Origin of the sequence: Providencia sp., from assembly GCF_003533305.1 — a bacterium.
GTDB lineage: Bacteria > Pseudomonadota > Gammaproteobacteria > Enterobacterales > Enterobacteriaceae > Providencia.
The window spans coordinates 113,048-127,301 of sequence record NZ_DOEH01000010.1 but is presented as its reverse complement, the minus strand read 5'-3'; the positions used below and the strand labels follow the sequence as shown (position 1 = coordinate 127,301).

Here is a 14,254-nt window from a genome sequence, read left to right as displayed (position 1 = left end):
TATTCAGTAAGTTGGCGGTGCGGCCATAGTCAAATTGAAGCCGACGCTACGGTAGATTTTATACCGTTCACGCGCCAACTGTTTTAAAGTTTCTTCGATAGGGACGAAGTCTATCACTTCATGGAATGCGGTGGCAAAATCTGCAAACTGATTTTGTAAATTAATCAGTATATCTCGAGGTGTATTGCCCCTTTTCGCGGGCCAACAAATCTCAACGGGTGCGCCATAGCGGGGCCCTTCTCCTGCAAGATTATGAGGCACAAATTGATTCGGCTCTCTTTGCCAGAGTGCTTCATCTATTTTTTCGGCCTGTTGCGCGGTTTCACACGCAATTAAAACACGTTTCCCATTGCGCCACATTTGCGCCGCAAGTTGACAAGTCAGCCATTCATGGGCTTCTAACTCGGCCTGTGGAGACGGTTGTTCTAGTAAATAAAAAGTGCCGTTCTTCATCATATACCCGTCATACTTCGTGCCGCAGAATTGTTGACTACGTTCATTTGCACTAGTCACATACTGATGAGCGTCTCATTTTTAAACACGACAAGTTTAATTGGTGATTTGCTGTGCATCAATTTGCAAGAGCGGCTATTACCGTAAGATTGGTGAATTATAACCTGTTTTGCAGCAGCCGCAAAATCGGTTGATGGTTGCTCAAATTATATTGAACTTGATTTGATATTGCTAAAAAATAATATCCCGAATCACAGAAATTGGTGATTCGGGATTGATTTAGTTTCTACCTAATTTAAAGGAAGAAAATTAGCTCAGACTAATCATCACCATTTAGGCCTGCGCGGTTCAGTAGAAACTGTGCCAGCATAGATACAGGACGGCCTGTCGCGCCTTTTGCTTTGCCTGAACGCCAAGCAGTACCGGCGATATCCAAGTGAGCCCAATTATACTTCGTTGCAAAGCGAGAAAGGAAACAGCCTGCGGTAATTGCACCCGCTGGACGGCCACCGGTGTTCGCTAAATCAGCAAAGTTAGGTGTTATCTGATCAAAATACTCATCCGCTAATGGTAAACGCCAAGCACGGTCACCCGCTTGCTCTGATGCATTAAGCAATTCATGCGCGAGTGGATTATGGTTCGACATCAATCCCGTATAGTGGCTACCTAACGCGATGACACAAGCACCTGTTAAGGTCGCGATATCAATAACTAGCTCAGGTTCGAAACGTTCAACGTAAGTGAGGGCATCACATAACACTAAACGACCTTCGGCATCGGTATTTAGTACTTCAACCGTTTGACCTGACATCGTCGTTAAAATATCACCCGGACGATATGCTTTACCGCCAGGCATGTTTTCACAACCTGCTAAGATACCAACGACATTGATAGGTAACTGTAATTCAGTGATAAAACGCATCACGCCATAAACCGATGCCGCGCCACACATGTCATATTTCATTTCATCCATGCCATCGGCAGGTTTGATTGAAATACCACCTGAGTCAAAGGTCAAACCTTTGCCCAATAACACAATAGGCTTAGTATCTGGGTCTGGATTGCCTTTATATTCCATAATCGACATCAATGATTCGTTTTGTGAACCCTGACCGACGGCAAGATAGGCATTCATACCTAAATCTTTCATTTGCTCTTCACCGATAACACGGGTGGTGAGCTTGTTATCTGAAATATCAGCTAATTGGCGAGCTTGCGATGCTAAATAACCAGCGTTACAGATATTTGGCGGCATATTACTCAAGTCTTTTGCTGCTTTAACGCCAGAGGCGATCGCGAGGCCATGAGAAATTGCACGTTCACCGCTAGTCAATTCACGACGCGTTGGTACATTGAAGACCAATTTACGCAGTGGACGGCGATGTTCTGTTTTATTACTTTTTAGTTGATCAAAGACGTAGAGCGACTCTTTTGCCGTTTCTACCGCTTGGCGAACTTTCCAGTAATTGTTGCGACCTTTAACATGCAGCTCAGTTAAGAAACAAACTGCTTCCATTGAGCCGGTTTCATTCAGAGTACTAATTGTTTTCTGAATAATTTGTTTAAATTGGCGCTCATCTAATTCACGCTCTTTACCGCAACCGATAAGGAGAATGCGTTCAGATAGAACATTAGGTACATGATGGAGTAGCAGGGATTGCCCTACTTTACCTTCAAGTTCCCCGCGGCGCAGCAGGGCGCTGATATATCCGTCACTAATTTTGTCCAGCTGTTCAGCTATAGGGGACAGACGGCGTGGTTCAAAGACTCCGACAACAATACATGCGCTGCGTTGTTTTTCCGGGCTACCACTTTTTACACTAAACTCCATGCGTTCTCCTGAATCTTAAAGACAAAGGCCAATGCGCTCGTTAGAATTAACGTTTCGCATGATCTACCTCATAGAGAGTGAACTCTTTATGTTAAACTGCGTGAACATCTGGTTTTTTACTAAAATTAAGCATGTTCTGATTTGTCTATCAGTATAGAGAATGCTTTTATATCATTCTAGCCTTACAATAAACCAGAGTATATGTTAGTAAATGGCAGACATGAAACGAACTTAGCCATTTTCTACCCAAAAGACAAGTTTTCACAGGCGTAATAAGCGTGATAATTATTAGATATTTGGTACGAGAAACCCTGAAAAGTCAATTAGCGATACTTTTTGTGCTGATGTTGATCTTTTTTAGTCAAAAGTCCATCGATATTCTCGGTGCGGCGGTACAGGGTAATATTCCATCAAACTTAGTACTTCCTTTGCTAGGGTTAGGTGTGCCTGAAATGGCGCAATTGATCCTGCCCTTGAGCCTATTTCTTGGGCTATTAATGACATACAGTCGACTTTACACTGAAAGCGAAATCACGGTGATGCATGCCTGTGGTCTTGGTAAAGATGTATTGGTGAAAGCAGCGCTAGTACTCGCAACCCTCACGGCACTCGTTGCTATCGGTAATATTACCTGGATGTTGCCTTGGTCATCTCAATATCAAGAACAGGTATTAGCAGATGCAAAAGCTAACCCAGGCCTCGCGGCGATGGTGGAAGGGCAATTTAAAACCACCAAAGATGGTAATTTTGTGTTGTATATTGGGGATGTTAAAGGAAATAATTTTCAACATGTTTTCTTAGCCCAATTACGTGCTGCCAATGAACAGCGCCCATCTGTCGTTGTGGCAGATAGCGGCTATATGAAAGAAGACCAAGAAGGTCGTCAAGTCGTCGTTCTCAATGAAGGCACTCGTTACGAGGGCACTGCATTATTACGCGATTTTCGAATTACTGATTTTGTGAACTATCAGGCGGTTGTTGACCATAAATCCACTGAAGCCCGTCAGGATAGAGTTGAACAAAAAAATATGTTGCAGCTGTGGAAAGAGAACACGCCTGACGTCAATGCTGAGTTCCACTGGCGCTTAACCATTGTTTTCTCCGTAGTGGTAATGGCCTTGATGGTGGTGCCGTTAAGTGAAGTGAATCCTCGCCAAGGCCGTGTATTGAGCATGCTACCGGCAATGCTTTTGTACCTAATATTCTTCTTGTTGCAAAGTACGCTCCGCAATAGCGCAAGTAAAGATGACATTGACCCTAAATATGCTATGTGGATAGTCAATTTTGGCTATTTAGCCTTAGCAATAGTCTTAAATATGTGGAATACATTGCCAATGCGCCGTATACGCGTCAAATTTAGTAAAGGGGTAGCCTGATGTTTGGTGTTTTAGATAGATATATCGGTCGAACCATCCTAAATTCTATTCTGATGACGCTATTTTTATTGGTTTCCCTTGCGGGGATCATCAAGTTTGTCGAACAATTACGTAAAGTCGGTGATGGTGATTATACCGCGCTTAGCGCAGGGGTTTTTACCTTACTAACGGTACCGAAAGATATCGATATCTTTTTTCCTATGGCGGCGCTGCTTGGTGCATTAATGGGGCTTGGTGCTCTCGCTTCGCGTAGTGAACTGGTGGTGATGCAAGCTTCTGGCTTTACCCGTTTACAGATAGCGCTTTCCGTGATGAAAACCGCTGTTCCACTAGTTATTATTGCAATGTTTATTGGTGAATGGATAGCGCCAGCAGGCGAGCAATGGGCTAGAAATTATCGCGCTGAAAAGATTGTGGGTAATTCATTGGTGGTGACGGACGAAGGTATGTGGGCGAAGGATGGTCGTGATTTCATTCACATTCAGCGCATCAATAATTCCACTTCAATTCAAGATGTTTCTATTTATCGCTTTAATGAGCAACAAAAACTGCAATCTGTGATGTTTGCCTCGAGTGGCACTTACGATACTGCAAATCAATTTTGGGTTTTATCGCAAGTCGATGAATCAATATTAAGCAGTGAAAAGAAAATCAATGGTTCCCAACGTTTAACCGTTGATTGGAAAACCAATTTAACGCCTGAGAAATTAGGAATAGTTTCACTTAATGCGGATTCGCTTTCTATTCGCGGCCTGTATCAATACGTCTCTTATTTAAAAGAGAGTGGTCAGGTAGCTGCGGTATATCAGCTCAGTATGTGGAAAAAAATATTAGCGCCACTGTCTGCGGCGGTCATGATGCTGATGGCGGTTTCGTTCATCTTTGGGCCATTACGTACAGTGCCAATGGGTGTCCGCGTCATTTCAGGTATTGTGGGGGGCTTCTTGTTTTATGTGCTCAATGAAGGGTTTGGTAACTGGAGTTTAGTCTACTCCGTGCCTCCGATTATTGCTGCGGCATTGCCGAGCCTATTATTCCTAGCGGTGAGTATTGTGTTATTGGTGAAACGAAAATAAAACAGTATTAATCTCGATAAAAAGGGCGGTGGAGTCGAATGAACTCACCGCCTTTTTTATCTACATGTATATTATTTGCCGAAGATAAAATTACCCATACTACAGAGTACGGCTTTAATTTTTCCTTGTGGCTGAAAAAATACTTGTTGGGTTGTGTTTTCCTCTTTGTCTTTGCCGCTTCTTTCACCTTTAATTCCTATCACACAGCTTTTAGTTTTATTCGCCATCCTTTGTGCGTAAGAAAACAATTTCCCATTTGCGCTGTATGAGTTATTAAGATAATAGGCGTTCTTTCTTATTTTTTCGGCAAACTGTTTGTTCGCTTCTTGTCGAGTGATAGCAACCAATTCTTTATATTCATCGGTCTCTTTATAGTTCGGGTTCTTGTAGGTTTCATTAGTTAGTCTTGAAAGATCAATGCTGACATATTCAGATTTTTCAGGATATGGGTACATTTTATGGTGACCGCGTACCGCTGTTAATTGCTGACTAAATGCAGAGATAACTCCACTTTTAGCTGGATATAAGCGCAATATGTGAAAAGAAAATAATGGTGGTAATTTCATCTTAGTCCCTGCTTATGATTACAAATGGTTGGGTCTAAGAATAGCGGCTGATATGATTAAATAATTGCAAAAAAGCAGTTTCTGCTTGAGAAACTGCCTGAATTTATCAGGCAGTTGTTGCGATCAGTGTGAGAACACGAACAAAGCCGCGTTTTAAGATTGGGGTATAACTCGCCAGTGCGTTAACTGCGTCGGCGGTACCCTTTCAATGTTTTCCATACGCATGGTTCGATGATAACGAAGCAACTAGTTCGTTAACACCAATCGTTAGCTTACTAAATTTGCTGCTTTCTTTGCGGGTCATCACGACAAAAATACCAATATTCTGTTGTGGGATCATCGCCATATAAGAGTTAAAACCACCGCCACCACCGGTTTTTTGATATATCCCCGGGATACCGTTTCTAGGCTTCATATAAACCCAGCCGAGCCCTAATCCATCGGCTTGGCCAGCAACATCCATCCCTTTTATGTCTATTAATTTATTTCGAGGGAAATAAATACCTTGTTCACGCGCGGCCGTTGATTTTCTTAAGCTGCTATCTGTGGATAAAAATTGTTGCATCCACTTTTGCATATCCGCAGGTGTTGAATACACACCACCACTGCCTGCCGCTGCGAGGGTATTGTGACAAGGGCTTGGCTTGGTGCCTTCCATTAATCGGGCACATTGCGCATTACTTGGCGTATAAGTGGTTTCCGTCATTTTGGCAGGTGAAGTGACATAGCGACTAAATAATTGTGGATAGGATTGTCCAGATGCTTTGATCATCGCATCTGCAAGCAGGTCATAGGCTAGGTTTGAATAAGACGCTTCAGTACCCGGCGTCGCATCGAGTTTTCCTGTTCTTAGCCATGTCCAACGATTATCTTGGGTCGGCCAAATAAACACAGGGCGCCCCCATTTCCCCCCAGGCTGCTCCCGAGGAAGCCCACTGGTGTGGCTCGCTAAATGGTAAAGACGAATAGGTTGTCCACTATTGTTGTCCGGTACAGTAACGCCGTTGTAGCTATATTGCTGAAGAGGGTCAGTAATTAACAGTTTTTTATCTTGTTCTAGTTTAATTAATATTTCGCTTGTCATTAATTTAGAAACAGAAGCAATGCGAATCAATGAATTCGGCCCTGGTTTTTTGCCATTACCGGGCGCTGTTTCGCCATAATAACGAGTCAGGACTTGGTTATTATCAATAACCACGATAGCCATGCCGCGCGCATCGCTTTCATTAAAAATACGATTTGCGTAAAGATCAACAATCTTAGCGACACGCTCATACGTCCGTCTATCTCCCTCAAAAACTTGCCAGTCAGGGGATGTAACATCATTACCTTGCAGAAACTTTGGTTGTTTTTCTGTCGGGGTAGAACAGGCCATCAAGGCGAGAGACAGTGCTGATACTGACAATATTTTTAAAAACGATTTCTTCATGTTAGAAGCCAGCCGATATGATTGTTTGCAAATGACTTTTCAGCCAATATTATTTTTTCTTAGCGAAAATTTTCATTATGACGCCAATTAAGATGCCAATAACGATACCTATTGCTATCCACCCAACAAAACCCATGATGATGCCTTAAATATTTGTGCAAGATTGCGGATAAACTAACAAAATTTACGCTTTGCTGCCAGCCATCAGTGTCCTGCGGTGATTAAAATAGTTAGTACAAAACTCACAATAATTATCTATTCATAAATAAACAAAAAAGTCATACCCGATATGTTTCATGTGGCATGAGTGTTTTTGATGTTTAGTGTTGAAAATTATTTAGTTACTGTAGTTTCAGAAAATATAGGACTAGGACATATTTTTTTGGACATAGTTTCACTGCAAATCGATAAGTCGCTTGAATTATTTTAGGGATATTGCACTCTTTTCATCTTTATTCATGGAATATGCTTTTTTTTTAATCGAACAATCTGAATCTTCAAGATAAATGTTGCCAGAGCGCGTGAGGCAAGTATAATGACGGCGTTTCCCAAGAAACACATCACTTCAGTGCCGGAGTGGCGGAATTGGTAGACGCAGTTGATTCAAAATCAACCGCCTTCGGGTGTGCCGGTTCGATTCCGGCCTTCGGCACCATAAGAACATCAAGAGACGTCAACTGACGTCTTTTTTTGTATCTGAAATCCCAGTTTTACAAGGCTTTTCCCCACTTTTCAGTCTTCCCAAGTATACTAAGGTCAACCCACATCAAGTACCTGCTGTTGGTATATGTGTTGGTATCTCTCGATTCGATAATAGTTTGTACCAACAGAAGGAGATAAATCATGGCTCTTACTGATGCTAAAGTCAGGGCTGCCAAGCCTTTGGATAAATCGTATAAATTAACAGACGGTGATGGTATGCACTTGATGGTACATACCAACGGCTCAAAATATTGGCGTTTGCAGTATCGCTTTGGTGGTAAGCAAAAAATGTTGGCGCTGGGTGTTTACCCTGACATCTCGCTTGCAGAAGCCAGAGAGAAAAGAGATGCCGCCAGAAAGTTAATTGCTAATGGATTTGATCCAAGCGAAAAACGCAAAGAAGTGAAAGAAGAGCAACAAAAGGAATTTAATACCTTTGAGAAAGTTGCTCGCGATTGGCACGCAACGAATAAGAAATGGTCAGAAGGCCATCGCCATCGAGTCCTCAAAAGCCTTGAGGACAATATCTTTGCTGCTATTGGCAAACGTAATATTGCCGAACTAAAAACTCGCGATCTACTCGAACCGATTAAAGCCGTAGAGATATCTGGACGTCTTGAGGTAGCTGCACGTTTACAACAGCGTGTGACAGGTATTATGCGTTATGCAGTACAAAGCGGTTTAATCGACTATAACCCAGCGCAGGATATGGCTGGTGCAATTGCTACTGGTAATCGTGTCCATAGAGCCGCGTTAGAGCTTAAACGCTTACCAGAGCTTCTACAGCGTATAGATAGCTATACTGGCAGACCGTTAACTACTCTAGCAGTCAAACTCACCTTATTAGTCTTTATCCGCTCCAGTGAACTGCGCTTCGCCCGCTGGGATGAAATCGATTTTGATAATGCCATGTGGACGATCCCCGCAGAGCGCGAAGCGATAGAAGGAGTTAAACACTCTCATCGCGGATCAAAAATGCGCACTACCCATTTAGTTCCTTTAAGCCGGCAAGCCATTGAGATCTTAAAGCAGATCTATCAATTCAGCGGTAACCACGAACTGATCTTTATCGGTGATCATAATCCTAAAAAGCCAATGAGTGAAAACACGGTTAACAACGCATTACGTGTGATGGGCTATGACACTAAGACGGAAGTGTGTGGGCATGGCTTCAGAACGATGGCGTGTAGTTCGTTGATTGAGTCAGGGCTATGGTCGAAGGATGCAGTAGAAAGGCAGATGAGCCACCAAGAACGCAACTCAGTAAGAGCTGCTTATATTCATAAGGCAGAGCACATTGAGGAAAGACGGCTGATGGTGCAGTGGTGGGCTGATTATCTGGATGTGAATAGGGAGAGGCATGTGGGGGCGTTTGGGTTTGGGAAAAGGTAGATTATTAAGTTATGTCTAAATTTAATTTCAAGGAAGGTTGAATGTGAATAATTATGAAGAAATAAAATCATTTCTTGATGAACTGAACCAATATAATCAAGTCGGAGATATAGGTGTTGACTCGATAGCTAACTCAATGACTTTCCTTGCGGAATTATCTGTTGGTATTTACAATCTAAGTTCAACACCATTTACTTATGGACATAAATCATGCTAGTAAGTCAAAATATTTGTATACGCATGTTTATTCACAATAAAAGCACGAGATAGCTAGTTAACTAGCTATCTCAGCTAATGTGGAGAACTTTATTCTTCTAGATGAACAGCGAACGTATCATAAGAATCAGCTTTTACAAATTTAGCAGGATTCTCAAGAGCATTACCCTCTTTATCTTTCGACAATGCTTTAAAGTGAGCCATACCACAGTTAATTTTCGCTTGTTCAGATGCTCTTAAATCATCAGAAAAGATACTGGATTTTGTTTCTACTATGAAGTAAAGCTGATCACCCATGCCATCTTCTTTATCAATTAAAACCGCCCAATCGGGGTTATAACTGCCTAGAGGTGTATCAATTTTGAACCAAGCTGGAAGTTTTGCATAAAGCTTAACATCGTTCGATTCTTCAAGTTTTGCAGCAAACTCACTCTCTATGTCTGAATCACAAATGATGTAATCGTAAATAGATTTTTTCGTTTCAACCATGTTCTTGAGATAGCCTGTCAACTCTTCCTCTTGGAATAATTTTTGAGCATAATAATCTTCATCGCCGATACGGTGGTAAGTAATGCCATCCACAATTGCAAGTCGCATTTGTTTACGGATCACTTCACTAGCCAGTTCGATAAATCGTTGAGGGTTGTTCTTGAATGACTCCAGTTTGTCGCCTAATCCAAGCAATATTTGAACTACAGTCTTGCGGGTTAGGTTCGTATTCGATTCGAGGTAAGTCACAACATCAGGCAATTGGAAGTTTCTATTACGGTAGTACTGAATCTTCGACTCTTCATCAAATGTTTCAAGTTCCGCTTCCGTTATCGCAACTTTAACTTTCTTGTATTCAAATTTCGCACTTGCTACTGCTACAGAGGCACGAATTTCTTTCATACATTTTTCAACCAATTCAGCAACGCTAAAATCTACTCTATAAGTCGTTTTATACTTAATACGATCCCAAAGTGCCTTGAAATCATCTCCAAGAACAACCTGCTTACCATCATCTTCACGCAGAATTGCTGTTTGCTTCTCTTCGTGCTTCTTAATACTCAAGCCTTTAGAAACTTTGGTTAAAGTCGCCAAAATTGCATCAGAATATTTATTTACGCTTTCAGGAAGACTTACGGTATTATCCGCAAGATCAGCCTTAAGTGAATCTTGGATTTTACCGTTCTTGTCGATGTAACCTTTGTCGGTTAAATGCTGATATATCTCTTCTGACTTTTTAGCTCCAAGGAACTCTTTTTTATCAAATTCCTTAGAAATAACGATATTGGCGAATTGATGCATCTCAATCGCACCGAACTTGATACCTTCTTCTTTCTCAATCTCTTTTTGAAGTTCAGATACAAATTGCTCGTATGATTCATTAGCCATAACAGTAAGAGTATTCACTTCAAAACCGTATGGAACACGTTCCCCAGACTGATCAACGGCTAGACGCAAACCACGACCAATTTCTTGTCTTTTCTTCATCACTGAGTTGGTTTCATTCAACGTGCAAATCTGGAATACGTTAGGGTTATCCCAACCTTCTTTCAGTGCTGAGTGACTAAAGATAAAGCGTAACTTTTCATCGATAGAAAGTAACTTTTCTTTATCCTTCATAATCAAGTTATAAGCAGATTCATCAGCCGCAGTTTTACCACCTTCACCATTTGCTGCAATTTTAGATTCAGCGAAAAGAGGGTTTCCTGCCGCATCCTTCCTCTTGTCTTGAGCAAAGTAGCCATTGTGAACTGAACTTGCCAATTCCTTTAGAACTTGCTCATTGATCACTGGCTTACCTGAACCATCCTGATCCCACACAAACGGATACAAGACACGATACTTTGGCTTTCTAAGTTGCTGAGTAAACTCTTCTTCAAACCATTGTGCGAATTTGCCCTGAATTGGCACACCGTCTTTCGTATAACCTCGGTAGTTAACTACCTTATCAATAAAGAACAGACTTAGAACTTTAATCCCTTTTTGGCTCATCACTTTTGAATGATCCATAGGGTCGACACCTGTAGTAATTTTTTTAAAAAATCTGAGTTCTTTTTCTAGATGTTCTTCAATGGTTTTGGATATTTGTAAACGCTTATAAGTGTCCTCATCAACTTCACCAATTGCCATTCCTAGACTGATAATGTCGTCACGGCTTGTAAAGTCGATATATTCGCCACCTTCTTCACAATAGATGTCGTTGATCACATAACCTTCGTAAACAGTTCGTCCACTTGAAACCTCAAATAAATCCGTTCCACTTTTAACCGTGATGATTTTGCGTGGCTGTAGCTTGCCCGTTTTAGTTTGAGCATCAATCTCGATCTTTGCCGTGATTGGTGATTTCTTATTATCGACACTGATCAGCTTAATATAAGCTTGGTTATGATTATCTTGAACTTCCAATGACGCAACTTCAATTTGTTTAACAAGCTGTCGATTATAAGCATCAATCGAGTCAAGCTTATAAAGCAAATTAAATTTTTCAGTCAACGTTGCAGAATAGCGGAACGTGCATAGTGGATTTAAGCTAGTAATGGCTTTTTTACGGTTTACTGTAGACGCTACAGATTGAGGTTCATCAATTAAAACAATAGGATTAGTTGCTTGAATGAACTCAATTGGTTTCATACCATTCAATCGATCATCTGTTCGGTGAATCAAGTTTGCTGTATTCTCTTTCTCTGGATCAGTGAAGGATTTACTAAAAGCATCAATGTTGATAACCATGATCTGAATATAATCATTCGTTGCAAAGTTTCTTACTTGCTCACGCTTTGAAGAGTCGTATACAAAGTAATCATACTGAATGTTTTTATACTCCTTTCTAAAATGCTCTTCTGTGATTTGCAAAGATTTATAAACACCTTCTTTGACCGCAACGGACGGGACAACAATGATGAACTTAGTTAGTCCATATTTTTGATTCAGTTCGAACACGCCACGCAGATAGACGTAGGTTTTACCCGTTCCCGTTTCCATCTCGATAGTGAAATCGAGACTTGGAAGAGTTTTTGTAGACGTTTCAGTTTGTGGTAACCCATTAATAAGCTGAATATTTCTAATATTTTCATAAAGTTCTTCTGGTAAAAGAGTAAGAGCATTTGCTACACCAATGTCATTGTTTCGGGCAAATAATCCCAATTGCTCATTTGTCAGTGAATTTGATAAAACAGAAAAATTTGATTTGAATGTCTCTTGGCCTTCAAAAACACCAATAACTGCATTAATCGCATCTCTTTGATGTGCTAGATCAGAATTAAACTTTATCTTCATTTCAGACATAATTTATCCCTTAAATGCTCCTCACATCTTCAATACCAGCTTGTTTTAAGATCTGGATTGCGTTGGTCTTAACTCGATCATCAGCAAAGCCTTCATCTTTGAAGACTACTTGGGTCGTTTCTGGGTCTAACTTATCTTTTAGTTTGGCGATACCTTCAACAGTTTCAGTTGAAATATCATCATCTAGGCAGACAATCAAAGCACCTGCACCAACAATAAATACAGTTTTACCATTTACTGTTTTAGTTTCTACAGGTGTAGTTAAGTCATACCCATATTTTAGGAAGATCTCATACAAAATATCTTCACTTGAACGATCATCTTTGATGGACTTAGCAGCATATTGAAGCACTTTTTCTAGGTTGTTAAAATCAGCATCCCATGTTTTAACATTAGTTTCATCAAGTATAAAATATTTAAAACCCGAATCTAATGAAGAATCTACGGATTTAACTTTTTTTGAAAGCTCTACTAATCGCTTTCTACTTATTTGAGATATTTTTTTATATCCCGCCTTAAATGCTTCAGAAGAATTATCTGTGGGCTCAGGTAATTGGACCATAATATATTTTCTAGAACCTTTATCTTCCATATTTAATTTTAATACTGCATGTGCAGATGAGCAAGAACCGGCGAAAAAATCTAAGTATATTCCATCGTTATCATATTTATCGTTTACATCAAAGCCGAAAAAGTATTCTATAAGAGCTGATGGCTTGGGGAAACTGAAAATTCCTCTACCAATTAACTCCTCAACTTCTTTAGTTCCTTCCTGATTAAAAGGGCCATTTAATAAAGATAAAGGTTTACCTTTTCTTCTAACACCATTTTCGTCAATCAAATAAACCTTATATCGAACACTATATGAGCCATCAGCTTTTTTATTAAAAACAATTTCATTATTTTCGATTGCTTTAAGTAAGCGTTCTTTAGCCCAAACCCATTGTTTATTAGGTTTAATGATTTCACCTTGGTATTCAATAAAATACTGTAAATTTGGCCTATCATCCATACTAGTCGTCATGAGCGGCTGAGTGAAATAACCACCTCTTGCTTCAAATTTTTCATCCTTTTTATTATAAAGATTAGCCTGTTCCTCTGATAACTTTGATGCAATGTTATCGATTGGACTTTTCGAATAGCACAAAATATATTCATGCACTTCAATAAATCCTTTTGTTTTTGCTCCTGCACCATACTTATTTTTCCATGCTACAACGCCTACTGAATTATCTTCCCCAAAAATTTCGTCACACACTTTTTTCAGGTTTACATATTCATTATCATCGATAGAAATGAATATCAAACCATCATCTCTAAGTAAATTACGAGCAAGCTTTAGTCTTGGATAAATCATATTTAACCAATCAGAATGGTAACGACCTGATAAGTCAGAGTTTGTACTTAACTTATTGCCATCAAAATCTAACTGGCCTGTTTGTTCGAGATAATTTTGAAGATTATTATGAAAATTATCTTTATAAACAAAATCTTTACCTGTGTTGTAAGGAGGGTCTATGTAGATCATCTTTACTTTTTTATGATAAGACTTTTGCAGAAGCTTTAAGACTTCAAGGTTATCACCTTCAATAAACAAGTTCTCGGTCGTATCCCAATCAACACTTTCCTCTTTACAAGGACGTAGAGTGCCTGTCGATGGCATTTGTGCGATTTGTCGAGCTTTATTTTTGCCATTCCACGTAAAGTTGTAACGCTCTTCTGAATCGTCAATTTCTGCACCCAACAATGCTTTAAGCGCGTCAAAGTCAATTTTCCCCTCAGAAAAAACATCAGGGAAAAGTTGCTTTAATTGCTCGATATTCTGAGTGGTTATGTCTAGGCTTTTTGCTTTAGGGCTATTGCCCGTGATCTTTTCTATTTCGCTCATTATGTTAATTACCTATTTACTGTCGGGATTGATTCAAACCTGCTATTCCATC

At 40.2% G+C, this 14,254-nt stretch carries 9 protein-coding genes and 1 tRNA gene; 4 read left to right on the top strand and 6 right to left on the bottom strand.

Features of this window, described 5'->3' with window-relative positions:
• Positions 1–3: 3 nt before the first annotated feature.
• Positions 4–453, bottom strand: a complete 450-nt coding sequence (locus DD649_RS04630; protein WP_336429301.1) for a DNA polymerase III subunit chi — start codon at positions 451–453, stop codon at positions 4–6.
• Positions 454–772: 319 nt separating this feature from the next.
• A complete protein-coding gene (gene pepA, locus DD649_RS04625; protein WP_294104102.1) occupies positions 773–2,284 on the bottom strand; it encodes a leucyl aminopeptidase in 1,512 nt (503 codons plus the stop codon).
• A gap of 278 nt (positions 2,285–2,562) precedes the next feature.
• Here pepA and lptF point away from each other — a divergent pair, with 278 nt between their 5' ends.
• Together lptF and lptG are read left to right on the top strand one after the other, a co-directional pair.
• Positions 2,563–3,660: an LPS export ABC transporter permease LptF gene (gene lptF, locus DD649_RS04620; protein ID WP_336429297.1), complete on the top strand. Its 1,098-nt coding sequence runs from the start codon at positions 2,563–2,565 to the stop codon at positions 3,658–3,660.
• A complete protein-coding gene (gene lptG / locus DD649_RS04615; protein WP_294104097.1) occupies positions 3,660–4,736 on the top strand; it encodes an LPS export ABC transporter permease LptG in 1,077 nt (358 codons plus the stop codon). The genes lptF and lptG overlap by 1 nt, the downstream gene beginning before the upstream one ends.
• 71 nt (positions 4,737–4,807) lie before the next feature.
• Here the strand turns inward: lptG and DD649_RS04610 are convergent, their stop codons facing one another.
• Both DD649_RS04610 and ampH read right to left on the bottom strand, forming a co-directional pair.
• On the bottom strand, positions 4,808–5,302 hold the full coding sequence (locus DD649_RS04610; RefSeq protein WP_294104095.1) for a hypothetical protein: 495 nt from the start codon (positions 5,300–5,302) through the stop codon (positions 4,808–4,810).
• 205 nt (positions 5,303–5,507) lie between these two features.
• Complete coding sequence (gene ampH / locus DD649_RS04605) at positions 5,508–6,731, bottom strand: D-alanyl-D-alanine-carboxypeptidase/endopeptidase AmpH (protein ID WP_336429296.1); 1,224 nt, start codon at positions 6,729–6,731, stop codon at positions 5,508–5,510.
• A gap of 570 nt (positions 6,732–7,301) precedes the next feature.
• Here ampH and DD649_RS04600 point away from each other — a divergent pair.
• Positions 7,302–7,386 (top strand) — tRNA-Leu (locus DD649_RS04600).
• Between the two features lie 188 nt (positions 7,387–7,574).
• Positions 7,575–8,825 (top strand): integrase arm-type DNA-binding domain-containing protein, encoded by a 1,251-nt coding sequence (locus DD649_RS04595; RefSeq protein WP_294104089.1) that lies wholly within the window; start codon positions 7,575–7,577, stop codon positions 8,823–8,825.
• Positions 8,826–9,131: 306 nt separating this feature from the next.
• Here the strand turns inward: DD649_RS04595 and DD649_RS04590 are convergent, their stop codons facing one another.
• Positions 9,132–12,314, bottom strand: a complete 3,183-nt coding sequence (locus tag DD649_RS04590; RefSeq protein ID WP_294104087.1) for a DEAD/DEAH box helicase family protein — start codon at positions 12,312–12,314, stop codon at positions 9,132–9,134.
• A gap of 10 nt (positions 12,315–12,324) precedes the next feature.
• Entirely contained in the window at positions 12,325–14,202 is a 1,878-nt protein-coding gene (locus DD649_RS04585) for a site-specific DNA-methyltransferase (protein ID WP_294104085.1), read from the bottom strand.
• Positions 14,203–14,254 lie beyond the last annotated feature (52 nt).